This window comes from Rathayibacter sp. AY1D2 (assembly GCF_002932695.1).
Taxonomy (GTDB): domain Bacteria; phylum Actinomycetota; class Actinomycetes; order Actinomycetales; family Microbacteriaceae; genus Rathayibacter.
Genome location: NZ_PSVX01000015.1, coordinates 19831 through 42827 on the forward strand (window position 1 = coordinate 19831; position 22997 = coordinate 42827).

Below are 22997 nucleotides of genomic sequence, written 5' to 3' on the forward strand. Positions count from 1 at the left end.
CCTGATCGAAAGGACCTCCCCCATGCCTGGTGCACTCGTCCTCGCCGGCGGCGGCCTCGCCGGAATCGCCTGGGAGCTCGGCGTCCTCCGCGGCCTCGCCGACGCCTCCCCCGAGGCGGCCCGCCTCCTGCTCGATCCGTCGACGACCTTCATCGGCACCTCCGCGGGCTCCGCGGTCGCCGCGCAGCTGAGCACCGGCACCGGCCTCGACGAGTCGTACGAGGCCCAGCTCCAGGAGGAGTCCGCCGAGATCGGAGCGGACGTCGACGGTGAGCGCCTCCAGGCCCTCTTCGCCGCGGCCGTCGAGGGCGCGACCTCGCCCCAGGACGCGCGGCGCCGCATCGGCACCCTCGCGCTCGAGGCCGAGACGCTCCCCGAGGACACGCGCCGGGCCGTCATCTCGGCCCGCGTGGGCGACGCCGACTGGCCCGAGCAGCGTCTGCTCATCACCGCGGTCGACACGGCCACCGGTGAGCTGCGCGTGTTCGACCGCGAGAGCGGTGTCGGCCTCGTCGACGCGATCTCCGCCAGCTGCGCCGTCCCCGGGGTCTGGCCTCCCGTCAGCATCGACGGCGTCCGCTACATGGACGGCGGCGTGCGCTCCGGCAGCAACGCCGACCTCGCCGCGGGAGCCGACTGGGTCCTGATCGTCACTCCGCTGCCGGGAGTCGGCACGCCCGGCGCGGGCCTGATCCCGACCGGCGAGCTCGACGCCCTCGCGGACTCGCGGGTCGAGGTGCTCTACGCCGACGAGGAGTCGGTGCGCGCCTTCGGCCCGAACTCGCTCGACCCGGCCGTCCGCGCCGCCTCCGCCCGCGCCGGACGTGCTCAGGGCGCCCGTCTCGCCTCTCGGATCGCCGCGCTGGTCGGCGCCGAGTAGCCGGTCTCAGCGCCGCACGCTGTAGCGCGTGAAGACCGTGCCGTCGGCGAAGCGGTGCTCCTCGCGCAGGTCGAGGCGCGCGTGGAACCCGCACGGGAGGAAGTGGGTCCCGCCGCCCACCGCCACCGGCACCGTGTAGACCTGCACCTCGTCGACGATCCCGGCGAGCAGCGCGTGCCGGGCGAGGGTCGGCCCGCCGATCGAGACGTCGTGGTCGGCGGCGCTGACCTGCGCGGCGACGACGACCGGGTCGAACCCGCCCTCGACGCGGGTACGGCGGGTCTCGGCCGACTCCAGCGTCGTCGAGTACACGACCTTGTCGGCCGCCCGCCACATCTCCTGGAAGTCGCGGATGAACGCGAACTCCTCCGCGAGGGCCCAGGTCTGCTCCCACGCGCGCATGACCTCGTACATGCGCCGCCCGTACAGGTACGTGCGCACCCGCCCCTCGCGCTCCGTGATGAAGCGGTGCACGGCGGGTCGCGGCTCCGCCCAGGCGAATCCGCCGTCCGCGTCGTTCACGTAGCCGTCGAGCGACGCGATCGAGCTGTAGATGAGCGCGCCCACGTCGGCCTCTCTCCGTGGCCGGCTTCGGGACCGCCCACGGGCGCGACCGTAGGCCTCCCGCCTCCGTCCGGCAATGTCCGCCGGGTCCTCTGGCGCGGATCGACGGGTCGCCGCTGCTCCCGACGGCGCTCCCGGCGGTCGGCGCCCCCTCCCGGACCGCGTACCGTGGTCGTGCCGCAGAGAGCGGCCGTGAAGGGTTCGGGATGAAGATCAGCCAGCTGCGCCACTTCGTGGCGGTCGCCGAGGAGCTGCACTTCGTGCGCGCCGCCGAGCGCCTCGGCATCTCGCGGCAGAAGCTCGACTCCTCCGTCGCCGCCGTCGAGCTCGACCTCGGCAAGCCGCTCTTCGAGCCCGGTGCCGCCGCCACGACCCTCACCGCGGCCGGGCGGCAGCGCCTCGCCTCGGCCCGCGAGGAGCTCGCCGCGCTCGGCGACGAGCCGGAGGCGGCCCCGAAGTCGGGAGGCAAGGCCAAGGCCTCCAAGGGGACCGGGCGCGCGCCGATCGTCAAGGGCCAGCCCAAGCCCTACAAGCGCCGCCAGTCCCGCTGACGCGCAGTGTCCGATCGCCGGACGTGGTGGGCCCTACCGGGCTCGAACCGATGACATCCACGGTGTAAACGTGGCGCTCTACCAACTGAGCTAAAGGCCCCCGTCGCGGGAGCACCCGCGGACGATCGACTCGATCCTACGGTAGGCGGAGCGGCCCCCTGCGGGCACTAGCCTCGGCACATGACCGCCGACAGCGACTCCCGGGCGAGGCGGCGCGCCGAGAGCCGCTGGCCCGCCTCCGCCGCGATCCTCGTGGCCGTCGCCCTGAACGTGGCCGGCCACAGCGCCGACACCTCGGTGGTCCGCCTCGTCGCCGCCGGCATCACGCTCGCGCTGCTCGTGCCGCTGTTCGTCGTGAACCCGCACCGACTCGACAGCGAGACGCGCTGGTCGCGCGGGGTCTCCATCGCGCTGGCGGTCGTGCTCGCCGTGGCGAACCAGGTGAACGTGGTCGCCGTGGTGATCGACCTCGTCGACGGGACGGCCGACGGCCCTCCGCTGCTGCTCACCGCGCTCCAGGTCTGGGTCACCAACGTCGTCGCGTACGCACTGCTGTTCTGGGAGCTCGACCGCGGCGGTCCGGTCGCCCGCGGAACGCTTCCCCGCACCGAGCTGCAGGCGGCCGACTTCGCCTTCCCGCAGGACACCTACCGCGACACCGCGCCCGAGGTCGCCGCGACCTCCTCCGAACGCGCCGACTGGCGGCCCGGCTTCGTCGACTACCTCTCGGTCTCGACGACGAACACCATGGCGTTCAGCCCGACCGACACGATGCCGCTGTCGAGCCGGATGAAGCTCCTGATGATCGCCGAGGCGTTCACCGGATTCGTCCTGCTGGCCCTCGTGATCTCGCGGGCCGTCAACATCCTCAGCTGACGACCGGGGCGGTCCGCCTCCGGAGGGTCAGACGTGCGCGGGGGCGAGCGCGTCGATCGCGGCGCGGTAGGCGTCGATCGAGCGCGCCTCGCCCGGGGCGGTCATGAACGTGTCCCGGATGACGCCGGCCTTGTCGATCAGGAAGGTCGCGCGGGTCGCGTAGCCCTTCGCCTCGGTGAACACGCCGTACTGCTTGGCGACATCGCCGTGCGGCCAGAAGTCGGAGAGGAGCGTGAAGTCGTAGCCCTGCTTCTCGCCCCAGGCGCGCAGCGTGTGCTTGGAGTCGACCGAGATGCCGATCAGCTCCACGTCGGCGTGCTCGAAGAGGGAGAGGTTCTCGCGCAGCGCGCAGAACTCGCCCGTGCAGGTGCCGGAGAAGGCGAGGGGGAAGAACACCAGGGCGACGTTGCGCCGCCCGTGGAAGTCGCCCAGCTGGATGCGCTCGCCGTACTGGTTCGCGAGTTCGAAGTCGGGAGCCAGGGTCAGCTTCTCGAGAGCCATCGGTCCGATGTCCTTCCGTGCGCACGAGAGTCGCGCGAGCACGAGGGGCAATGCTAGACCCGCTCCGCGCAGACTCCAAGGAACGGCCCGTCTCCCCCGATCACGGGCCGGTCGACGCGTCCCGTCTGGCGCTCTCCTACAGTCGTCGGCGCCCATTCCTCGTGGATCACCACAGTGCGATTCCAGGTTCGGGGCACGGGAATCGCTAGGCTGACGGAGGTGCCCGCGCGCGGCTCGTCATCCGAGCCCCGGATCCGCGGATCCGCACCGCTTCATGAGAGTGATGTCTCGGGCACGATCTGCCCCCAGAGAGAGGTCGAGGGTGACTGTTAACGATCAGGACCCGTATTCCGTCGGTCACGTGGACTCGGACCCCGAGGAAACGTCGGAGTGGAACGAGTCGCTCGATGCGCTCGTCGAGGAGCGGGGCCGGGGTCGCGGGCGCGACGTCATGCTCAGCCTCCTCAAGCGCTCCAAGGAGCTCCACCTCGGCGTGCCGATGGTGCCCACCACGGACTACATCAACACAATCGCGCCCGAGAACGAGCCCGACTTCCCGGGCGACGAGGACGTCGAGCGCCGCTACCGCGCGTGGATCCGCTGGAACGCGGCCATCCTCGTGCACCGCGCGCAGCGTCCCGGCATCGGGGTCGGCGGCCACATCTCGACGTACGCGTCGAGCGCCTCGCTGTACGAGGTCGGCTTCAACCACTTCTTCCGCGGTCAGGACCACCCGGGCGGCGGCGACCAGGTCTTCATCCAGGGCCACGCCTCCCCCGGCCCGTACGCGCGCGCCTTCCTCGAGGGACGCCTGACCGAGCACCAGCTCGACGGATTCCGCCAGGAGAAGTCGCACCGGGGCGGCGGGCTCTCCAGCTACCCGCACCCGCGGCTCATGCCGGAGTTCTGGCAGTTCCCGACCGTCTCGATGGGCCTCGGCCCGATCAACGCGATCTACCAGGCGCAGGCGAACAAGTACCTCACCAACCGCGGCATCAAGGACGCCTCCGACCAGCAGGTCTGGGCGTTCCTCGGCGACGGCGAGATGGACGAGGTCGAGTCGCGCGGTCAGCTCCAGGTCGCCGCGAACGACGGCCTCGACAACCTGAACTTCATCGTCAACTGCAACCTCCAGCGCCTCGACGGACCCGTCCGCGGCAACGGCAAGATCGTGCAGGAGCTCGAGTCGTACTTCCGCGGCGCGGGCTGGAACGTCATCAAGCTCATCTGGGGCCGCGAGTGGGACGACCTGCTCGCCCGCGACACCGAGGGCGCGCTGCTCGACCTGATGAACAAGACGCCCGACGGCGACTTCCAGACCTACAAGACGGAGGACGGCGCCTACGTCCGCGAGAACTTCTTCGGCCGCGACCCGCGCGCCAAGAAGCTCGTCGAGGGCTACTCCGACGAGCAGATCTGGGGCCTGCGCCGCGGTGGCCACGACTACCGCAAGATCTACGCGGCCATGAAGGCCGCGACGGAGCACAAGGGCCAGCCCACCGTCATCCTCGCCCACACCATCAAGGGCTACGGTCTCGGCCGCAGCTTCGAGGGCCGCAACGCGACCCACCAGATGAAGAAGATGACGCTGGACAACCTCAAGTCGTTCCGCGACACCATGCGCATCCCGATCACGGACGCGCAGCTCGAGGAGAACCCCTACCTCCCGCCGTACTACCACCCCGGTCAGAACGACGAGGCGATCGAGTACCTGCAGGAGCGCCGCCGCGCGCTCGGCGGCTACCTCCCCGAGCGCCGCTCGAAGTACACGCAGCTGAACCTCCCCGAGGACTCGGCCTACGCGGTCGGCAAGAAGGGCTCCGGGACGCAGGAGATCGCCACCACCATGGCGTTCGTCCGCATCCTGAAGGACATCCTCCGCTCGAAGGACTTCGGCAACCGCGTCGTCCCGATCATCCCGGACGAGGCGCGCACCTTCGGCATGGACGCGTTCTTCCCGAACGCGAAGATCTACAACCCGCGCGGCCAGCACTACACGTCGGTCGACCGCGAGCTCCTCCTGGCCTACAAGGAGAGCCCGCAGGGTCAGATCCTCCACGTCGGCATCAACGAGGCGGGCGCCCTCGCGGCGTTCACCGCGATCGGCACCTCGTACTCGACGCAGGGCGAGCCGCTCATCCCGGTCTACGTCTTCTACTCGATGTTCGGGTTCCAGCGCACGGGCGACGCGATCTGGGCGGCCGGCGACATGATGTCGCGCGGCTTCATGATCGGCGCCACCGCAGGACGCACCACGCTGACCGGCGAGGGCCTCCAGCACGCGGACGGGCACTCCCCGATCCTCGCGGCGACCAACCCCGCCGTCGTGAGCTACGACCCGGCCTACGGGTACGAGATCGCGCACATCGTGCAGTCCGGTCTCGAGCGCATGTACGGCGGGAAGCACACCGACCCCAACGTCATGTACTACATCACGGTCTACAACGAGCCGATCGTGCAGCCGAAGGAGCCGGAGGACGTCGACGTCGAGGGCATCGTCCGCGGCATCCACCGCATCTCCTGGGGTCAGTGGGACGGGCCGAAGGCCCAGCTCCTCGCCTCGGGCGTCGCCGTGCCGTGGGCGATCGAGGCGCAGAAGCTCCTCGCCGAGGACTGGGGCGTCTCGGCGGACGTCTGGTCGGTCACCTCGTGGAACGAGCTGCGCCGCGACGGCATCAAGGCCGAGCAGCACAACTTCCTCCACCCCGAGGACGCCGAGCAGGTGCCGTACGTGACGCAGAAGCTGGCCGACGCGAAGGGCCCCTTCGTCGCCGTCTCGGACTTCTCGCACCAGGTCCCCGACCAGCTGCGCCAGTTCATCCCGGGCGACTTCGCGACGCTCGGCGCGGACGACTTCGGGTTCTCGGACACCCGTGCGGCGGCGCGGCGCTACTTCCAGATCGACGGCCCCTCGGTCGTCGTGCGGACGCTGCAGCTGCTCGCCAAGCGCGGCGAGGTCGACCCCTCGCTCGCCGTCCAGGCGATCGAGAAGTACCGCCTCCTCGACGTCAACGCCGGCACCACCGGGGGCGGCGAGAGCTGACGGACGAGTCCGTGCTCTCGCAGGAACCCGCACCGTCGAGTGCGCGGGGTCCTGCTCCTGCGGCGGAGCGTCCGGCCACCCGGCCGGGCGCTCCCCGCACGAAGGAGCAGACCCTCGCCTGGCTGCGCACCCTCGCCGGTGAGCTCTCGACGCAGACGATCAAGCGCCTCGAGGACACGCTGCCCTGGTACGGCAGCATGCCCCCGGGTCGGCGCTCGGCGGTCGGCCTCGTCGCCCAGGCCGGCATCACCTCGTTCATCTCGTGGTTCGACGACCCGTCGGCCACGCCGTGGATCGCGGCGGACGTGTTCGGAGCCGCTCCCCGCGAGCTGCTGCGCTCCGTCTCGCTGACGCAGACGCTGCAGCTGATCAAGGTGACGGTCGAGGTCGTCGAGGACCGGATCAAGAACGGCGGGGAGGACCTCCGCGAGGCGATCCTCCTCTACTCGCGCGAGATCGCCTTCGCCGCGGCCGACGTCTACGCGCGCGCCGCCGAGGCCCGAGGCCTCTGGGACGCGCGCCTGGAGGCGCTGGTCGTCGACTCGATCCTCACGGGCGAGGCCGACGACGAGCTGCCCAGCCGGATCGCCGCCCTCGGCTGGCACGGCCACGGCGAGGTCGCCGTCCTGGTGGGCACCGCCCCCAAGATGCTCGACGTCGACCAGCTGCGCCGCACGGCCCGGCACATGGACGCCGACGTGCTGATCGGCGTGCAGGGCAGCCGGCTCGTCCTGGTCATCGGCCGCGCCGAGCCGAGCGAGAACGCCACGGAGGAGACCGGCCCGCCGGTCGCGTTCCTCGAGATCGCGGAGGCGCTCGAGCCCGGCTTCGGAACGGGCCACCTCGTCCTCGGCCACGAGGTGCCGACCCTGGTCGAGGCGTCCCGCAGCGCCCGCGCGGCCCTCGCCGGCTTCGCGGTCGCCCGCTCCTGGCGGAACGCGCCGCGACCGGTCAACGCCGACGACCTCCTTCCCGAGCGCGCCCTCGCCGGCGACCCGCTCGCCCGCCAGAGCCTCATCACGCAGATCTACCGGCCCCTGCAGAAGCACTCGACCGAGCTGCTGACCACGCTGTGGGCCTACCTCGACAACGGCCGCTCCCTCGAGGCGACCGCCCGCGAGCTGTTCGTGCACCCGAACACGGTGCGCTACCGCCTCAAGCGGGTCGCCGAGGTGATCGGTTGGGACGCGACGGGCGCCCGCGAGGCGCTCATCCTCCAGTCCGCCCTCATCCTCGGCTCCATGAGCGACCCGGACGGCGCCGTCCGCCGGAAGCCGTCCCGCCGCTGAGGCCGTCTGCTCGCCGAATCCCTCCCGCCCCTGAACACTTGTAGACCCGCGACAAGCTCTTTGTGCTTTGTCAGTGGCTCCACGCGCCGCACGTGCGAGCGCAGATCGGAAGACTGGATACCGTGATCGTCGTCGTCGCCCCGGGTCAGGGCTCCCAGACCCCCGGATTCCTCGCCCCCTGGCTCGAGATCCCCTCCGTGGCCGAGCAGGTCGCCGCGCACTCGGAGGCGGTCGGCATCGACCTCGCCGCGCACGGCACCGTCTCGGACGCGGACACCATCCGCGACACCGCGGTCGCCCAGCCCCTGATCGTCTCCGCGGGACTCGTGAGCCTCGCCGCCCTCCTCGAGGGCGGACGGCGCGAGCGCATCGCGGGCATCGCCGGCCACTCCGTCGGCGAGATCACCGCGGCTGCCGGAGCCGGGGTCCTCACCGAGGCCGACGCGCTGGTGTTCGTCCGCGAGCGCGCCCGTGCCATGGCCGCTGCGGCCGCCGCCGAACCGACCGCGATGAGCGCGGTCCTCGGCGGCGACGAGCAGGCCCTGATCGCCCGTCTCGACGAGCTCGGCCTCGAGCCGGCCAACTACAACGGCGGCGGGCAGATCGTCGTCGCCGGCGCGGTCGACGCGCTCGAGGCGCTCAAGGCGGAGCCGCTCCGCGGGACCCGCGTGATCCCCCTGCAGGTGGCCGGCGCCTTCCACACCCGCTACATGGCGCCCGCCCGCGACTCCCTCGCCGGCGTCGCCGCCGGGCTGACCCCCTCCGACCCGACGCTCCGGCTCTGGACGAACCGCGACGGGTCGGTCGTCGACTCCGGTGCCGCGTTCCTCGAGCTGCTCGTCGGCCAGGTCGCCTCCCCCGTCCGCTGGGACCTCTGCATGGCGGCCTTCGCCGACGCGGGCGTCACCGGGATCATCGAGCTGGCACCCGCCGGCGCGCTGGTCGGCCTCGCCAAGCGCGGCCTCAAGGGCGTGCCGAGCATCGCCATCACGACCCCCGACGACGTGGACGCCGCCCGCGCCTTCCTCGACGAGCACGCCGCCTAGCAGGAGAGACCCCATGACGACCCCTTCCCTCACCCAGTCCAGCGGCAGCGCCTACACCCGGATCCTCGGCATCGGCGCGGCCCGCGGCGACCTCGTCGTCCCGAACGACGACCTGATCGAGCCGATCAACTCCTCCGACGAGTGGATCCGCCAGCGCACCGGCATCATCGAGCGCCGCCGGGCCTCCGCCGACATCCACGCGGTCGACCTCGCGACCACTGCCTCCCTCGAGGCGATCGAGAAGGCGGGCATCCGCCCGGACCAGATCGGCGTCGTGCTCGTCTCCACGATCAGCAACACCGTGCAGACCCCGTCGCTGGCCGCGCTCCTCGCGGACCGCATCGGGGCGAACCCCGCCCCGGCGTACGACATCTCGGCAGCCTGCGCCGGCTACACCTACGGGATCGCCCAGGCCGATTCCTTCATCCGCTCCGGCCTGGCCGAGTACGTGCTCGTCGTCGGAGCCGAGAAGCTGTCCGAGCTGGTCAAGTCGACCGACCGCAGCATCTCCTTCCTCCTGGGCGACGGCGCGGGCGCCGCGGTCGTCGGCCCCAGCGACACCGCCGGCATCTCGAAGACCGTCTGGGGATCCGACGGCTCCAAGTGGGACACCGTCGGCATGGACAACCCGCTCGCGGCCTACCGCGACGGCACCGCTGAATGGCCCACCCTCCGCCAGGACGGCCCGTCGGTCTTCCGCTGGGCGGTCTGGGAGATGGCCAAGGTCGCCAAGCAGGCGCTCGCGGAGGCGGGCGTCCAGCCCGAGGACCTCGCCGCGTTCATCCCCCACCAGGCGAACATGCGCATCATCGACGAGCTCGCGAAGCAGCTGAAGCTCCCCGAGACCGTCGCTATCGGCCGCGACATCGAGACCACCGGCAACACCTCCGCCGCGTCGATCCCGCTCGCCACCCACCGCCTGCTCGAGGAGCACCCGGAGCTGCACGGCGGACTCGCGCTGCAGATCGGCTTCGGCGCCGGACTGGTGTTCGGCGCGCAGGTCGTGGTGCTCCCGTGACCGGCGCGACCCCACCCCTAAACTGACCTACGGTCACTGACGAACACCCGAAGAACCCCCAAGGAGAGAACCATGGCACTGTCCAACGAAGAAGTCCTCGCCGGCCTGGCCGAGCTTGTCAACGACGAGACGGGCATCGCCACCGACTCCGTCGAGATGGACAAGTCGTTCACCGACGACCTCGACATCGACTCCATCTCGATGATGACCATCGTCGTCAACGCCGAGGAGAAGTTCGACGTGAAGATCCCCGACGACGAGGTCAAGAACCTCAAGACGGTCGGCGACGCGGTCCGCTTCATCGTCAAGGCGTCCGAGTAGTCGTCGCCCGCGCACCCCGTCCTCGTGGCGGACACCCCGGCCGGCGATCGTCGGCCGGGGTGAGCCCGGCACCCACCCACACGGAACAGAGAAGCTCGTCATGACCAAGAAGATCGTCGTCACCGGAATCGGTGCCAGCACTCCCCTCGGCGGGACCGCCCGGGAGTCCTGGAACGCACTCCTCGCCGGCGAATCAGGCGTCCGCTCCCTCGAGCAGGACTGGGTCGCCCAGTACGACATCCCGGTCACCTTCGCCGCCCAGGCCAAGGTCCGCCCGGAGGAGGTGCTCTCCCGCCCCGAGGCGAAGCGCCTCGACCCCTCCAGCCAGTTCGCGCTCATCTCGGCCCGCGAGGCCTGGGCCGACTCCGGCATCACCGACGTCGACCCGCTCCGCGTGGGCGTCGACTACTCGACCGGCATCGGCGGCCTCTGGACCCTCGTCGACGCGTGGGACACCCTCCGCGAGCGCGGTCCCCGCCGGGTCCTCCCGATGACCATCCCGATGCTCATGCCCAACGCGGCCGCCGCCGCGATCAGCATGGCCATCCCCTCCCGCGCCTACGCCCGCACCGACGTGTCGGCCTGCGCCTCCAGCACCGAGGCCCTCGCGAACGCCTACGAGCACCTGCAGCTCGGCCTCGCCGACGTGGTCGTCGCCGGCGGCACGGAGTCGGTCGTCCACCCGCTCCCGATCGCCGCCTTCGCGTCGATGCAGGCCCTCTCGCGCCGCAACGACGACCCGGCGACCGCCTCGCGCCCCTACGACGTCTCCCGCGACGGCTTCGTCCTCGGAGAAGGCGCCGCGACGCTCATCCTCGAGACCGAGGAGCACGCCCTCGCCCGCGGAGCCCGCATCTACGCGGAGCTCGCCGGCGGCGCCGTCACCAGCGACTCGTACCACATCACGGCGCCGGACCCCGAGGGCTCCGCCGCCGCCCGCGCCATGATCGGCGCCCTCGAGCAGGCCGGAGCCGCGCTCACCGACGTCACCCACGTCAACGCCCACGCGACGAGCACCCCGGTCGGCGACATCGCCGAGTACCGCGCCCTGCTGCGCGTCTTCGGCGACCACCTCCCGAACATCGCCGTCTCCGCGACCAAGGCGTCCACCGGCCACCTCCTCGGCGGCACCGGCGCGCTCGAGGCCATCTTCACCGTGCTCGCCCTCCACGAGCGCACCGCACCCCCCACCATCAACCTCTTCGAGCAGGACCCCCAGATCCCCCTCGACGTCGTCACCAGCCCCCGCGCCCTCGGCGACGGACCGCTGGTCGCCATCTCGAACTCGTTCGGGTTCGGGGGGCACAATGCTGTTGCCGCTTTCCGGACGGTGTAGCGGGGCGTAGCCCCGCTCCACCGTGCGGAAAGCGGGCTGCGCCGCTCCTTGCGCGGCGCAGGCGCGTCCGCTGGGGAGGGGGGCGGGGTTCCCGAGGGCCGGTGCGGTGCGGCGACGGTGATCCGCTGGAACGCGGATCCCCGGATACGCCTCGTGTCGCGAGGGATCTGCGCCGCCGTCTGGTGCGGGCTGGTGAGCACGCCGTGCTGGTGGGGAGCGCGGGCTTCGCCGCGGCTCGGGTCGGATACTCCGATTGCGGAAGCTGTCCGGGTGGGAGCGCGGGCTTCGCCGCGGCTCGGGTAGAAGGCTTCGGTTCAAGCAGCTGTGCTCGAGGGGAGCGCGGGCTTCGCCGCGACTCGGGTCGGATACTCCGATCAACGAAGCCGACCAGGTGGGAGCGCGGGCCTCGCCGCGACTCGGGTTGCACGCTCCAATCAACGAAGCTGTCCGGGTGGGAGCGCTGGCTTCGCCGAGACTCGGGTCGGATGCTCGGATCAGGCGCAACAGAGGTGCGGGCGGCTCCACGAGTCTTCCGATGCCCTCCGCCGGAACGCGGTGCTCCGCCGACCGTCTGGTCAACGTGCCAGCGAGCGGCAACCGCGAGGTGACGACGCGGCTTCGAGGCGGACCTCTGCCGGAACGGGGGGGGTCCGCTGGCCGCCTGGTTCAGGGAGGCGGGAGCGAGCGGTCCCCGCGAGGCATATCCGCCGATCCGCGTGCCAGCGGATCGGCGTCGCCGGCCGCCGGCCGCTCCACGGAACCCGACCACCCGCCCGAGCCGACTGCGCGACGCCGCGCGAGGAGCGGCGTCGAATCAGCTCAGCCGACCCCGTGCATCCAGACGACGGGCGCGAAGTCGCCGCCGTAGCGGAAGGGCTCGAGCTCGTCCTCCCAGGCCTGGCCGAGGGCGAGGCGCAGCTCGCGGTGCAGCTCGATGGGATCGGCGCCGGCGAGCTCCATGGCGGAGCGGATGCGGTCCTCCGGCACGACGATGTTGCCCGCGCTATCGGTCTGGGCGTAGAAGATGCCGAGCTCGGGCGTGTGCATCCAGCGGCCGCCGTCGACGCCGGGAGAGGGCTCCTCGGTGACCTCGTAGCGGACGTCGGCCCAGCCGCGGAGAGCGGACGCGATGACGGCACCGGTTCCGACCGGGCCCTCCCAGGCGAACTCGGCGCGCAGTGTGCTGCGGAGCACGGGCTGCTCGATCCAGGCGAAGTTCACGGCGCGACTGAGGGCGCGACCTGTCCCCCACTCGAGGTGGGGGCAGAGCGCGCGGGGGGCGGAGTGCACGAAGAGCACACCCCGAGTCTGCTGCGCCACCATGGTGTCCTCCGTTCGTCCCGGTGCGTCTTCCCCAACGACCCGGACCACGGAACACTCTGCGGTGCGCCTTCTTCGATTATGACGGTGGACGTGCCACCACGCCCGATCATGCAGGAGCGGCGGACCTCCGTCAAGGCGGCTCGCCGCGCCTGCTCGACCGGCCGTGGGCGGCTCCTGCCTATACTCGGGTCGTCCGCGCCGCCGGACGCCGCACACCGCCAGACGCCCGCCGGGAGGAGCACCGTGTCCGTCCGCGACGGCCTGCTCGCCCTGCTCACGCTCGGCCCCGCCTACGGCCTCCAGCTGCACGCCGAGCTCCTCGACCGTGCCGCGCACCGGCCCCGGGTCAACGTCGGCCAGATCTACTCGACGCTCGAGCGCCTGCGCGAGCGGGGCCTCGTCGTCTCGGCCGGGTCCACCGACGACGGCCTCCCCCTGCACGCGCTCACCGACGAGGGCCGCGCGGAGGCGGCCGCCTGGCTGACGGGTGACGGAGCGTCCCCGGAGGAGGACTGGGACGACGTCCTCGACCGGGTGCTGCTGGCCTCGAGCCTGTCCGGCGCCGACCTCGCCGCCGTCCTCGACGCGTACGAGAGCTCGCTGCCCGCCACCGCCGACGAGCAGGCGGAGGAGGAGGACGCGCACCCGCAGCGCCGCCTCGCCGCGATCGCCGCCCGCGTGCGGGAGGAGGCCCTGCGGCGCCTCCTCGAGGCGGCCCGCGACGAGCTCACGGGCGACGGGCCGGGACGGGGCGTCCGCGGATACGCTCTCGAGCGTCCCCGCCGGGGCCGTCGAGCCTCGAGCTAGGACGAGACAGGCGCGGGTGCCGTCGCCTAGGGTGGTTCGCATGTCCCGCACCCCCCTCGGTCTCCGCGTCCCCTCCCGGGCGCGCCGGCGCCTCGTCGCCGCCGGAGCGGGCACGGTCCTCGTCCTGTGCGCCGCCCTCGCCGCCCCGCTCTCCGCGTCCGCCGCCTACGACCCGTCCGACTACCCATCGTGGTCCGATGTCGAGGCCGCGAAGTCGAGCGAGAGCGCCACCGCCGCCGAGGTCGACCGCATCACCGCCTTCCTCGCCGACCTGCGCGACCAGGCCGCCGCCCTCACCGACGCCGCCATCAGCCGGGCCGCCGAGGCGGACGCCGCGCAGAGCGCTCTCGACGAGGCGACCCAGCGCGTGAGCGCCCTGGAGGAGCGCGCCTCCGCCGCCCGCTCGGACGCCGACGCAGCGAAGGAGCAGGCCGGCCGTCTCGCCGCGCAGCTCTACCGCAACGGCGGGACCGATGCGACGCTCAACCTCCTCATCGGCGGCGACGAGTCGAGCGAGCTGCTCTACCGCCTCGGCACCATGACGCAGCTCACCCAGCAGACCAGCCGGCTCCAGACCGCGGCGCAGTCGACCGAGAACCAGGCCGTCTCCCTCGCCGCTCAGGCCGAGCAGGCCCGGGGCGAGCGCGTCTCCCTCGCCACCGCCGCGGCCGACGCGCTCTCGGTCGCCCGCTCCGCTCAGGCCGAGGCCGACGCCAAGGTCGCCGACCAGGAGAAGTACAGCCAGGAGCTCTACACCCAGCTCGCCTCGCTCAAGAACACCACCGCCGAGATCGAGCGGGAGTACGCCGACGGCCAGGACGCGAAGTCGGCGTTCGAGGAGCAGCAGCGCCTCTCCCGCCTCGCCGCCGAGGCCGAAGCCGCCCGCCAGCGCGCCGCGTCGGCTCCCGCCGCGGCCGCGGCTCCGGCAGCGCCCTCCAACAGTGGAGGCGGCGGAGGCGGCCCGGTCGAGCTCGGCGACGACGACCCGACCGGCGCGCGCAACAGCTCCGCCAAGACCATCGCCGCCCTCGGCACCTACGCCGGACGCACGGACGGCCTCTCCCCCGCGCAGGCCCAGGCCTACGCCCGGACCGCCGTCGGCCGCTTCGGCTGGGGCGCCGACCAGGTCGACCGGTGCCTCATCCCGCTGTGGAACGGCGAGTCGGGGTGGCGGTGGAACGCGCTGAACCGCTCCTCCGGCGCCTACGGCATCCCGCAGGCCCTCCCGGCGAGCAAGATGGCCAACTCGGGAGCCGACTACCAGACGAACGCGGCGACGCAGGTCGACTGGGGGCTCTCGTACATCAAGAGCGCCTACGGCTCGCCCTGCAACGCGTGGTCGAGCTGGAACAACCGCTCGCCGCACTGGTACTGATCCCGCGTCTCACTTCGCCTGGTCGTAGGAGTCGACGACGGCGACGGTGACCGGGAAGTCGACCTCGCCCTCTCCGAAGAGCGAGCGTCCGGCGCGCACCGCCGCCTCGCGGACGATCGCGGCGACCCGCTCGCCGACGTCGGCGGGAGCGTGCACGATCACCTCGTCGTGCAGGAAGTAGACGAGGTGCGCCCGGCCGACCGCGCCGCCCTCGGCGCGCAGTCGCGCCCGCAGCTCGCCCATCCAGCAGAGCGCCCACTCGGCCGCGGTCCCCTGCACCACGAAGTTGCGGGTGAAGCGTCCCCACTCGCGTGCCCGGGCCGCATCGGCCGAGAGCCCCTCGGGGCCCGGAGGCGAGCTGCGCCCGAGCCACGTCGAGACGCTCTCGCCGCGCTCGCCCGCCCGAGCCGCCGCCTCGACGTGCGCGACCGAGCGCGGGTAGGCACGGGCGAGCCTCGGGAGCAGCCGCCCGGCCTCGCCGCTCGTCGCCCCGTACATCGCCCCCAGCATCGCGACCTTCGCCCTCGGCCGGTCGGGGACCACGCCGGCGTCGACGATGCCCTGGTAGAGGTCGCGGCCCCGCCCGGCGGCGGCCATGGCCGAGTCGCCCGACAGCGCGGCGAGGATGCGCGGCTCGAGCTGCGCGGCATCCGCGACCACGAGGCTCCAGCCCGGATCCGCGGTGACCGCGGCGCGGATCTGCCGCGGCAGCTGCAGCGCCCCTCCGCCCGAGGTCGCCCAGCGGCCGGTGACGACGCCGCCCACCACGTACTCCGGCCGGAACCGGCTGTCGCGCACCCACGCGTCGAGCCAGGCCCAGCCGTTGGCGGTGAGCAGCCGGGAGAGCTTCTTGTACTCCAGGAGGGGCGGTACCGCGGGGTGCTCGAGGGACTGCAGCTCCCAGGAGCGCGTCGACTCGACCGGCAGCCCCGCGCGCCGCAGCGCCTTGAGGAGCTCGGCCGGCGAGTCGGGATTGAGCTCGGGCGCGCCGAGCTCGTCGCGCAGACGGACGGCCAGCGCCTCCAGCAGGGCCGGGCGGCCGCCGAAGAGCGGGCGGGGGCCGAGCATCCCGGTGAGCACCCGGTCGTGCACATCGGCGCGCCAGGGCAGCCCCGCGTGGGCGATCTCGCGAGCGATCAGGGCGCCGACGGACTCGGCGGCGAGCAGCAGGCGGAGCCGGCCGGCCTCGGCGGCGCCGGAGAGCGCCTCCTCCTGCCGGGCCAGCTCGAGGACGGGGTCGAGCTCGTCGGAGCCGCCCGCCGCCTCCTCGAACCCGATCAGCGTGTCCTGCGCGGCGGGGGCCGCGGCTCCCGCGTCCCACGGGTCGAGGGGCGAGCGCGCGAGAGCCGATGCGGCGGCGGAGACCGAGCGGCGGAGGATCGCGCGGGCCAGCCGGAGGTCGTGGCACCGGGCGACGACCACGCCGGCCGACAGCAGTGCGGGGTACCAGCGCGCGGTGTCGTCCCAGACCCAGCGCGGGCGCTCCGGCTCCCGCTCCCGGACGAACGCCGCCAGCTCGGCCGGGCCCCGGCCGCTCCCGGCCTCGGCGCCGCCGACGGGGTCGACCGCCCGCCACGCCCCCGTGGGGCCGCCGACGAGTGCGAGGAGCATCGGGCCATTCTCCCCCGTGACGGACACGGAGGCCGCCGTCGCGGGGACGGCCGGGCCCCCTCTCGCTGAAGGAGTCAGGGCGACGGCCGCGAGGGCGGGTAGCCGGGAAAGGGCTTCTCCTGCGCCGTCGGCGGCTGATGGGCCCACAGGGCGGCCGCGATGGTGTCCATCGAGCGGGAGTAGCCCACGAGCGTCCGCCTCTCCGGCTCCGCCGCCCAGGTCACCGCGCGGAACCAGGTCTCGCGGTACGGGCCGGTCTCGATGCGGCGCACCAGGCCGATCCGTCCGGTGCGCAGGGCGTCGACCATCACCCACTCGTCCTGCCCGCTGCTGCGCAGCATCTGGAGCGGACTCCACTCGATCATCGCGCCTCCCACCGGTCGATCCGCGGCCGTGGCGAGCACGAGCGCCGCGGCGTACACTCGCAGACTATCGAACACATGTTCGAACGGCCAACCGGGTCCGGCGAGTGAACGGGAGCACGACGATGGCGGTGATCGACGAGACGGCGCTGGTCTCGACCGACGGCGAGGGAGTGCCGATCGCGCTCGAGTGGCGGGGCGGGAGCTACCGGGTGACCGACCGGCCGACGGTGTGGACCTGCACGAGCGAGTGGTGGGCGCCCCTCGAGGGGTTCCCGCCGACGTTCGGGCGCACACCGGTGAGCATCGGCGGCTGGCGCTTCCAGGCGACGGACCTCGCGACCGGCGGAGCGTTCGTGCTCGACGTGGTCGCGTCGACGGAGCCGCAGTGGAGCGTGGTGCGGATCTACGAGTAGTGCCGGCGCGAGGCCGGCCGGGCGGCTACTTGTCGGCCGACCAGGGCGCCCGCGTCATGGCGATGAGAGCCGCGACTCCGGAGACGAGGCCGACACCGGCGATGGCGGACACGACGAGCCAGAGAACGAGTTCCATGCCACCAGTCTACCGAGCCCCGGAGCGGATCCTCTCCTCCCCGCTTCCATCCCCCGGCTGTGGAATAGCCTGGGCAGAGTGACCGACGCCCCCACCCGCGCGAGTGTCGGACTGCGCTCGGAGCGCGGCCCGATCCTGCTGTCCCTGATGATCTCGACCGCTCTGGTCGCCCTCGACGCCACGATCCTCTCGACGGCCGTGCCGTCCATCGTCGCCGACCTGGGGGGCTTCGAGCAGTTCCCCTGGCTGTTCTCGATCTACCTGCTGGCCCAGGCCGTCTCGGTCCCCCTCTACGGCAAGCTCGCCGATGTGATCGGGCGCAAGCCCATCATGCTGATCGGCATCGCCCTGTTCCTGGTCGGCTCGCTCCTGTGCGGCCTCGCCTGGAGCATGCCCGCGCTGATCGCGTTCCGAGCCCTGCAGGGCCTGGGGGCCGGAGCGATCCAGCCGATGGGCATCACCATCGCCGGCGACATCTACACGGTCGCCGAGCGTGCGAAGACCCAGGGCTACCTCGCGAGCGTCTGGGGCATCTCCTCGGTCGTCGGGCCGACCCTCGGCGGCGTGCTCTCGGACCTGGGCGCCTGGCGCGGCATCTTCCTCGTCAACATCCCGCTGTGCCTCCTGGCGGCGTTCCTCCTGATCCGCAGCTTCCGCGAGACCACACGGGGCGAGAAGCAGCGGATCGACGTGGCGGGCGCCTCCGTGCTCGCCGTGGGCACCGCGCTGCTCATCCTCGGGCTGCTCGAGGGCGGCAGCGCCTGGCCGTGGCTCTCCCCCGCCGGAGTCGGCGTGTTCGTCGTCTCGGCCCTCGCGTTCGCCGGCTTCGTCGCGATCGAGCGGCGAGCTGCCCCCCCAGTGCTCCCCCTCTGGGTCCTCACGCGGCGCGTGCTGATCTCGACCAGCCTGGTCTCGGTGACCGTCGGCGCGATCACGCTCGGCGTCACCTCGTACTTCCCGACCTTCGCGCAGGGCGTGCTCGGCAGCTCCGCCCTGGGCGCAGGCTTCGCCGTCGCGGCGATGACGCTCGGCTGGCCGGTCGCGGCGAGCCTGTCGGGCCGGCTCTACCTGCGCATCGGCTTCCGCAACACGGGCTTCCTCGGAGCGGGGCTCGTCGTGATCGGCACGGCGCTGACCGTCCTGCTCGGCGCCTCCTCGACGCTGTGGGAGATCGCCGGCTTCTGCGTGCTGATCGGCGCCGGCATGGGGCTCGTGGCGACTCCGACGCTGATCCGGGCGCAGTCGAGCGTCGACTGGAACGAGCGCGGAGTGGTCTCCTCGACCAACTTCTTCGCCCGGAACATCGGCAGCGCCGTCGCCGTGGCCGTGTTCGGCGCGATCGTGAACGCGAAGGCGGGCGGCGGCGTCCCCGCACCGGCGGACCTCGCCGAGGGCACCCGCTTCGTCTGCATCGCGCTCACGGTCCTCGCCGTGGGCATGCTCGCTGCGGTCTGGGCGATGCCGAAGGAGGGGCGCACCGCGCGCGGAGACGATCGGGCGGCGGAGGCCGAGCCCGACGCGGCCCGGCCGGACGCGGCCCAGCCCTAGCCTTCAGGCGGCGCCGTCGGTTCTCGTCGTCAGCCGGAGCGGCGCGCCGCGGCCGTCGCTCGCAGTCGGTCGCGGTGGGTGCGGCGCACCCGGTGCGTCCAGCGCTGCAGGGACGACCCCATCCCGGGGTGCCGCGCCAGCGTGTGGAGAGCGCGGTCGAACCGGCGGAGCATGTCCGCGAAGGCGCCGAAGGGGCGGGCCGAGATGCCGACCTCGAGGTGGCGGTCGAGCACGATCCGGTGCCGGAGTCCCAGGTGCACGCTGATCTCGACGTCGTCGTGCACGTAGGCGTCGTGCCGGTGCATCTCCTCCGCGATCTCCTCCCACGCCGACCGGCGGACGGCGCAGTTGGAGCCGAAGAGCGGCCAGTTGGCCAGCGCCGACCCCATCAGCACGAAGTAGGCGTCCATGTAGGCGACCCGCGCGATCACCCGGGCGATCGGGCCGAGCTCGTCGAAGCGTCCGGGACCGGTCACCGCTCCGACCTCGGGGTCGGCGAAGTGGCTGGCCAGGCGCGCCAGCCAGTCGGGTCCCGGGCGGGAGTCGGCGTCGAGCCGTGCGAGGACGTCGCCGTGCGCCTCGTCGAAGCCGTGCGCCGTGCTCGCCGGGATCCCGGCTCCGTCGTGCCGCACCACCCGCGCGCCCGCCGCTCGCGCGACGGCGGCGCTGTCGTCGGTGCTCCCGTCGTCGACGACGACGATCTCGAACGGAGCGAGCGTCTGCTCGCGGAGGAGCTCGAGCAGCTGCTCGAGGTGGCGGGCGTCGTCCTTCACGGGGACGACGACCGAGATGCGCCGGTGATCCATCCGCCCAGTCAACGCGATCGGGGCGCTCAGCGGGGACACCGCCACGCGTCTCGCGCGAGCCCGGACCTGTCAACCGGCTCCCGAGCGCGTCGGATCCCCTGATGGGATCGACCCGTGTCCGCCGGATCGGCGGCCCGATCGAGACAGGAGACGACATGACCCAGGGACCTCGAGACTTCCGGCCCACCCGTGCACTGGTGACCGCCTCTGACTCCGGCATCGGCCGGGCGACCGCGGTGGCACTGGCCGAGGCGGGCATGGACGTCGGCATCACCTGGCACAGCGACGAGGAGGGCGCGCAGGGCACGGCGGAGGAGGTGCGCTCCCTCGGCCGGCGCGCCGAGATCGCGCGCCTCGACACGACGGATCTGGAGGGCGCGGGCGACGTGATCGACGATCTCGCGGATCGACTGGGCGGGCTCGACGTCGCCGTCAGCAATGCGGGCGGAGGCGGGGGCGAGCCCTTCCTCGAGCAGAGCCTCGACAGCTGGCGCTCGACCGTCGCCCTGAACCTCGACGGAGCGTTCGTCTGCCTTCAGCGCGCCGCGCGGCGCATGGCGTCCCAGTTCACGGGCGGCAGGATCATCGCGGTCACCAGTGTCCACGAGCACCAGCCGCGGGTCGGCTCCGTCGCCTACACCGCTGCCAAGCACGGGCTGGGCGGCCTGCTGAAGGTGGCCGCACTCGAGCTCGGCTCCCTCGGCATCACCGTCAACGCCGTCGCCCCCGGGGAGATCGCGACGCCGATGAACGACGCCGAGGATGTGGACCCCGTCACGATCGACCGCCCCGGCATCCCCCTCGGCCGCCCCGGCGACGCCCGCGAGATCGCGGCGGTGGTCGCCTTCCTGGCCTCTCCCGCTGCCTCCTACATCACCGGATCCTCGTACGTCGTGGACGGCGGGATGCTGCAGATGGGGCCGCAGGCCGGCTCCCACCTCCGGCAGGACGACTGGCGCGAGGCCTGAGCCGCCGACCACGGCGCCCGCCCGCCGGGTACTCTCGAAGAGGTGCTCCGGCGGGCGGGGCGCCTGCTCCGGGATGTAGGTGACGCACGTGTGGTTCCGGCGTCGACGCAGGTTCAAGATGGAGCCGTACGACCCCGATGAGAACCCGTCGCGCGAGCCCGCCTCCGTCGAGGAGGCCGCCGAGGAGGGCCTGATGCTCGCGCAGTACGCGAGCCGGATGGCCGTGAAGAACCGTGTGCTGATGGACGGCCTCGGTGCTGACGTCCCCTTCGACTCGGGCCGCTACTCCGTCGTCGCCGCGGAGGAGCTCGAGAAGCTGGCGCGCGAGTCCGAGGCGGCCGCCGAGCGCCTGCGCGGCATCGCCGCCGACGTGACCTCGGTGGGCGGCCGCTCCGACCACGTGCACGACTACCGCTCGGCCGACGTCGACAACCTCGACCACCGCGAGCGGCTCTCGCTCCTGGTCGCCGACTCCCTCCACAGGCGGGCGCAGGACGAGGAGTACCTCGCGACGCTCGTCGACGACGCCCGTCAGGACGCGTGGCGCGAGCTCGCGCAGTCGATCGAGGAGACCCTCGACCGCACCTCGCGGATCGACCCGGACGACGAGGAGTACCGCCGCGACCGCTCGGTGCGGATGGCGCTCGTGGTCGTCGACGACCTGGTCAAGCTGGCGGAGGAGCGCGGCGTCAGCCTCGAGGACTGACGGGCTCGTCGTGGGACGCCGGGACGGGGCTCAGGCCCAGCCGGCGCGGAACGACTCGGTCGCCTCGGCGGAGCGCTCCCGGACCGACTCCAGCAGCTCCTCCATGGTGGAGCTGCGGAGGAACGCGAGGCGGTCGAGCTCGGTGACCGGTGCGACGCCGGCGAGCTGCCAGGCGTGCGCGGCCGGATCCTCGGCGAGCTCGACGACCGCGCCGTAGCGCTGCTCGACGAACTCGCTCGCGACCGCCAGTGCCGTGCGGACCGCCGACTCCGCCGCAGCCAGCGCGGGGGCGTGCTTCTCGTCCCACTCCAGATCGGGCAGCAGGCGAACCTCGGCGCGCGGGTACGGGTCGTCCTCGTACCAGCGGACGACCTCGAAGCGCTCCTCGCCCACGGAGTCGAGCGTGACGAACGACTCCGCCCCGTCGATGTTCAGGATGCGCGCGCGGGCGCCGACCGCGAACCGCTGGTCGCCGCCGCCCACCTCCTGGCCGCGCTCGATGAGCACGACGCCGAACGCGAGGGTCTCGTCCTCGAGGACGTCGCCGAGCATCCGCAGGTACCGCGGCTCGAACAGCCGGAGCGGGAGCGGCATGTGCGGCAGGAGCACGGAGCCGAGCGGGAACATCGGAAGATCAGGCACGGGTTCAGGCAATCACGTCGAGCGGAGAGCGGCCAGTACGGGCGCGGCGCGTCAGGACGTGCTAGCGCATCGAGCCACCGTGTCGTCCGCTCGCGGATGCTCGCCACGCCCCGGACGATCTCCGACGGCCCGCCCTCACCCGCGAGGCTCCCACTCAGACTGGGAGCATGGATCTCGCCGAACTCCGAGCCGTCGTCCGCGCGGACCTGGCCGCCAAGGGCCACGCCTCCGACCGGCTCACCGTCCTCGTCCTCCGACTCGGGCAGTACTCGAGCTCTCGGAGGACCCGGCTCCCCCTCCACCTCGTCTACCGCCTGGTCGATCTCGTCTGGACCCGCATGATCGTCGGAGCCGAGCTGCCGCCGGCCGCTCAGGTCGGGCCCGGCCTGCGGCTCCCCCACTGGGGCCGCGGCGTGATCCTGCACCCGCGCACGGTGATCGGAAGGAACGCGTTCATCTACCACGGCGTCACCATCGGCGAGTCGAAGGGTCGGACGCCCGTCATCGGCGACGACGTCTACATCGGCGCCCGCGCGACGATCGTCGGGGACGTGACCGTCGGCGACCGTGTGCGGGTCGGAGCCGGCGCCGTCGTCGTCCGCAACGTCGCCTCCGACTCGTCCGCGGTCGGCGTGCCGGCGAGGACCGCGTCGGCACCGTCCTGAGGCACGGCCCGTCGGCCTGACGGGGCCGGACCGCCCGCCCCGACGAGACCGACATCAGGTGGATGCCCGACCCGGCGCTGGAGAGAAGGAACCACCGCGGGTGGAGCGGAGTAGGGCGTACGGGACTTGAACCCGTGACCGACGGATTATGAGTCCGCTGCTCTGACCGGCTGAGCTAACGCCCCGCGGCGGCCGTCCGAGCGGCCG

The 22997-nt window shown here is 72.7% G+C and carries 23 protein-coding genes and 2 tRNA genes; 16 read left to right on the top strand and 9 right to left on the bottom strand.

The features are described 5' to 3' along the window. Window positions 1-22: 22 nt before the first annotated feature. The gene (locus tag C5D04_RS05665) at window positions 23-880 is read left to right on the top strand and encodes a patatin-like phospholipase family protein (protein WP_104238200.1); all 858 of its coding nucleotides are present in this window, start codon (window positions 23-25) and stop codon (window positions 878-880) included. A 6-nt stretch (window positions 881-886) separates the two neighbouring features. Here C5D04_RS05665 and C5D04_RS05670 read toward each other — a convergent pair whose 3' ends face one another. Next, window positions 887-1447, bottom strand: coding sequence for a dihydrofolate reductase family protein (locus C5D04_RS05670; protein WP_104226668.1), 561 nt, complete (start codon window positions 1445-1447; stop codon window positions 887-889). Between the two features lie 203 nt (window positions 1448-1650). Between C5D04_RS05670 and C5D04_RS05675 the strand changes: the two genes are divergently transcribed. Then, the gene (locus C5D04_RS05675; protein WP_104223469.1) at window positions 1651-1995 is read left to right on the top strand and encodes a LysR family transcriptional regulator; all 345 of its coding nucleotides are present in this window, start codon (window positions 1651-1653) and stop codon (window positions 1993-1995) included. Window positions 1996-2019: 24 nt separating this feature from the next. Here the strand turns inward: C5D04_RS05675 and C5D04_RS05680 are convergent. Continuing rightward, a tRNA-Val gene (locus tag C5D04_RS05680) sits at window positions 2020-2095 on the bottom strand. 80 nt (window positions 2096-2175) lie between these two features. Between C5D04_RS05680 and C5D04_RS17870 the strand changes: the two genes are divergently transcribed. After that, the gene (locus tag C5D04_RS17870; protein WP_146087842.1) at window positions 2176-2871 is read left to right on the top strand and encodes a hypothetical protein; all 696 of its coding nucleotides are present in this window, start codon (window positions 2176-2178) and stop codon (window positions 2869-2871) included. Window positions 2872-2898: 27 nt separating this feature from the next. Here C5D04_RS17870 and C5D04_RS05690 read toward each other — a convergent pair whose 3' ends face one another. Further along, window positions 2899-3372, bottom strand: a complete 474-nt coding sequence (locus C5D04_RS05690; RefSeq protein WP_104223507.1) for a peroxiredoxin — start codon at window positions 3370-3372, stop codon at window positions 2899-2901. Window positions 3373-3694: 322 nt separating this feature from the next. On the opposite strand from C5D04_RS05690, the gene aceE reads away from it, so the two are divergent. The 6 genes from aceE (at window position 3695) to C5D04_RS05720 (ending at window position 11425) form a co-directional block, all read left to right on the top strand. Further along, complete coding sequence (gene aceE, locus C5D04_RS05695) at window positions 3695-6415, top strand: pyruvate dehydrogenase (acetyl-transferring), homodimeric type (RefSeq protein WP_104347381.1); 2721 nt, start codon at window positions 3695-3697, stop codon at window positions 6413-6415. Between the two features lie 122 nt (window positions 6416-6537). Beyond that, entirely contained in the window at window positions 6538-7704 is a 1167-nt protein-coding gene (locus C5D04_RS05700; protein ID WP_181027189.1) for a CdaR family transcriptional regulator, read from the top strand. 122 nt (window positions 7705-7826) lie between these two features. Continuing rightward, on the top strand, window positions 7827-8750 hold the full coding sequence (locus tag C5D04_RS05705) for an ACP S-malonyltransferase (protein WP_104226672.1): 924 nt from the start codon (window positions 7827-7829) through the stop codon (window positions 8748-8750). 13 nt (window positions 8751-8763) lie between these two features. Next, window positions 8764-9768, top strand: a complete 1005-nt coding sequence (locus C5D04_RS05710) for a beta-ketoacyl-ACP synthase III (protein WP_104223464.1) — start codon at window positions 8764-8766, stop codon at window positions 9766-9768. Between the two features lie 72 nt (window positions 9769-9840). Beyond that, on the top strand, window positions 9841-10089 hold the full coding sequence (locus C5D04_RS05715) for an acyl carrier protein (RefSeq protein ID WP_104223463.1): 249 nt from the start codon (window positions 9841-9843) through the stop codon (window positions 10087-10089). Window positions 10090-10189: 100 nt separating this feature from the next. Then, window positions 10190-11425, top strand: coding sequence for a beta-ketoacyl synthase (locus C5D04_RS05720; RefSeq protein ID WP_104347382.1), 1236 nt, complete (start codon window positions 10190-10192; stop codon window positions 11423-11425). Between the two features lie 819 nt (window positions 11426-12244). Here the strand turns inward: C5D04_RS05720 and C5D04_RS05725 are convergent. Further along, entirely contained in the window at window positions 12245-12748 is a 504-nt protein-coding gene (locus C5D04_RS05725) for a DUF3145 domain-containing protein (protein ID WP_104347383.1), read from the bottom strand. 243 nt (window positions 12749-12991) lie between these two features. On the opposite strand from C5D04_RS05725, the gene C5D04_RS05730 reads away from it, so the two are divergent. Both C5D04_RS05730 and C5D04_RS05735 read left to right on the top strand, forming a co-directional pair. After that, window positions 12992-13555, top strand: a complete 564-nt coding sequence (locus tag C5D04_RS05730; protein WP_181027186.1) for a PadR family transcriptional regulator — start codon at window positions 12992-12994, stop codon at window positions 13553-13555. Window positions 13556-13595: 40 nt separating this feature from the next. Then, entirely contained in the window at window positions 13596-14930 is a 1335-nt protein-coding gene (locus C5D04_RS05735) for a hypothetical protein (protein ID WP_104269256.1), read from the top strand. Window positions 14931-14939: 9 nt separating this feature from the next. Here C5D04_RS05735 and C5D04_RS05740 read toward each other — a convergent pair whose 3' ends face one another. Together C5D04_RS05740 and C5D04_RS05745 are read right to left on the bottom strand one after the other, a co-directional pair. Further along, window positions 14940-16541: a bifunctional 3'-5' exonuclease/DNA polymerase gene (locus tag C5D04_RS05740; RefSeq protein ID WP_104347384.1), complete on the bottom strand. Its 1602-nt coding sequence runs from the start codon at window positions 16539-16541 to the stop codon at window positions 14940-14942. Window positions 16542-16615: 74 nt separating this feature from the next. Next, on the bottom strand, window positions 16616-16963 hold the full coding sequence (locus tag C5D04_RS05745) for a hypothetical protein (protein ID WP_104223458.1): 348 nt from the start codon (window positions 16961-16963) through the stop codon (window positions 16616-16618). Between the two features lie 47 nt (window positions 16964-17010). Between C5D04_RS05745 and C5D04_RS05750 the strand changes: the two genes are divergently transcribed. Further along, window positions 17011-17319 (top strand): hypothetical protein, encoded by a 309-nt coding sequence (locus tag C5D04_RS05750; RefSeq protein ID WP_104226677.1) that lies wholly within the window; start codon window positions 17011-17013, stop codon window positions 17317-17319. A 283-nt stretch (window positions 17320-17602) separates the two neighbouring features. After that, window positions 17603-19003 (top strand): MDR family MFS transporter, encoded by a 1401-nt coding sequence (locus tag C5D04_RS05755; protein ID WP_104347392.1) that lies wholly within the window; start codon window positions 17603-17605, stop codon window positions 19001-19003. Between the two features lie 29 nt (window positions 19004-19032). Here the strand turns inward: C5D04_RS05755 and C5D04_RS05760 are convergent, their stop codons facing one another. Then, entirely contained in the window at window positions 19033-19809 is a 777-nt protein-coding gene (locus C5D04_RS05760) for a glycosyltransferase family 2 protein (protein WP_104234192.1), read from the bottom strand. A gap of 155 nt (window positions 19810-19964) precedes the next feature. Here C5D04_RS05760 and C5D04_RS05765 point away from each other — a divergent pair, with 155 nt between their 5' ends. Both C5D04_RS05765 and C5D04_RS05770 read left to right on the top strand, forming a co-directional pair. Next, window positions 19965-20777: an SDR family oxidoreductase gene (locus tag C5D04_RS05765; protein ID WP_104325859.1), complete on the top strand. Its 813-nt coding sequence runs from the start codon at window positions 19965-19967 to the stop codon at window positions 20775-20777. A 118-nt stretch (window positions 20778-20895) separates the two neighbouring features. Beyond that, complete coding sequence (locus tag C5D04_RS05770) at window positions 20896-21483, top strand: hypothetical protein (RefSeq protein ID WP_104223455.1); 588 nt, start codon at window positions 20896-20898, stop codon at window positions 21481-21483. 30 nt (window positions 21484-21513) lie between these two features. On the opposite strand, the gene C5D04_RS05775 is transcribed toward C5D04_RS05770, so the two are convergent. Continuing rightward, a complete protein-coding gene (locus C5D04_RS05775; protein ID WP_244229436.1) occupies window positions 21514-22125 on the bottom strand; it encodes an LON peptidase substrate-binding domain-containing protein in 612 nt (203 codons plus the stop codon). Between the two features lie 167 nt (window positions 22126-22292). Here C5D04_RS05775 and C5D04_RS05780 point away from each other — a divergent pair, with 167 nt between their 5' ends. Continuing rightward, on the top strand, window positions 22293-22790 hold the full coding sequence (locus C5D04_RS05780) for a DapH/DapD/GlmU-related protein (protein WP_104295890.1): 498 nt from the start codon (window positions 22293-22295) through the stop codon (window positions 22788-22790). Between the two features lie 111 nt (window positions 22791-22901). Here the strand turns inward: C5D04_RS05780 and C5D04_RS05785 are convergent. Beyond that, window positions 22902-22975, bottom strand: a tRNA-Ile gene (locus C5D04_RS05785). Between the last annotated feature and the right edge of the window lie 22 nt (window positions 22976-22997).

Excerpts from the sequence above, each read along its gene's own strand:
- C5D04_RS05665 (WP_104238200.1), top strand. The coding sequence starts at position 23 with ATGCCTGGTGCACTCGTCCTCGCCGGCGGCGGCCTCGCCGGAATCGCC.
- C5D04_RS05675 (WP_104223469.1), top strand. The coding sequence starts at position 1,651 with ATGAAGATCAGCCAGCTGCGCCACTTCGTGGCGGTCGCCGAGGAGCTG.
- C5D04_RS17870 (WP_146087842.1), top strand. The coding sequence starts at position 2,176 with ATGACCGCCGACAGCGACTCCCGGGCGAGGCGGCGCGCCGAGAGCCGC.
- C5D04_RS05690 (WP_104223507.1), bottom strand. The coding sequence starts at position 3,372 with ATGGCTCTCGAGAAGCTGACCCTGGCTCCCGACTTCGAACTCGCGAAC.
- C5D04_RS05710 (WP_104223464.1), top strand. The coding sequence starts at position 8,764 with ATGACGACCCCTTCCCTCACCCAGTCCAGCGGCAGCGCCTACACCCGG.
- C5D04_RS05715 (WP_104223463.1), top strand. The coding sequence starts at position 9,841 with ATGGCACTGTCCAACGAAGAAGTCCTCGCCGGCCTGGCCGAGCTTGTC.
- C5D04_RS05720 (WP_104347382.1), top strand. The coding sequence starts at position 10,190 with ATGACCAAGAAGATCGTCGTCACCGGAATCGGTGCCAGCACTCCCCTC.
- C5D04_RS05725 (WP_104347383.1), bottom strand. The coding sequence starts at position 12,748 with ATGGTGGCGCAGCAGACTCGGGGTGTGCTCTTCGTGCACTCCGCCCCC.
- C5D04_RS05735 (WP_104269256.1), top strand. The coding sequence starts at position 13,596 with ATGTCCCGCACCCCCCTCGGTCTCCGCGTCCCCTCCCGGGCGCGCCGG.
- C5D04_RS05740 (WP_104347384.1), bottom strand. The coding sequence starts at position 16,541 with ATGCTCCTCGCACTCGTCGGCGGCCCCACGGGGGCGTGGCGGGCGGTC.
- C5D04_RS05755 (WP_104347392.1), top strand. The coding sequence starts at position 17,603 with ATGATCTCGACCGCTCTGGTCGCCCTCGACGCCACGATCCTCTCGACG.
- C5D04_RS05760 (WP_104234192.1), bottom strand. The coding sequence starts at position 19,809 with ATGGATCACCGGCGCATCTCGGTCGTCGTCCCCGTGAAGGACGACGCC.
- C5D04_RS05765 (WP_104325859.1), top strand. The coding sequence starts at position 19,965 with ATGACCCAGGGACCTCGAGACTTCCGGCCCACCCGTGCACTGGTGACC.
- C5D04_RS05770 (WP_104223455.1), top strand. The coding sequence starts at position 20,896 with ATGGAGCCGTACGACCCCGATGAGAACCCGTCGCGCGAGCCCGCCTCC.
- C5D04_RS05780 (WP_104295890.1), top strand. The coding sequence starts at position 22,293 with ATGGATCTCGCCGAACTCCGAGCCGTCGTCCGCGCGGACCTGGCCGCC.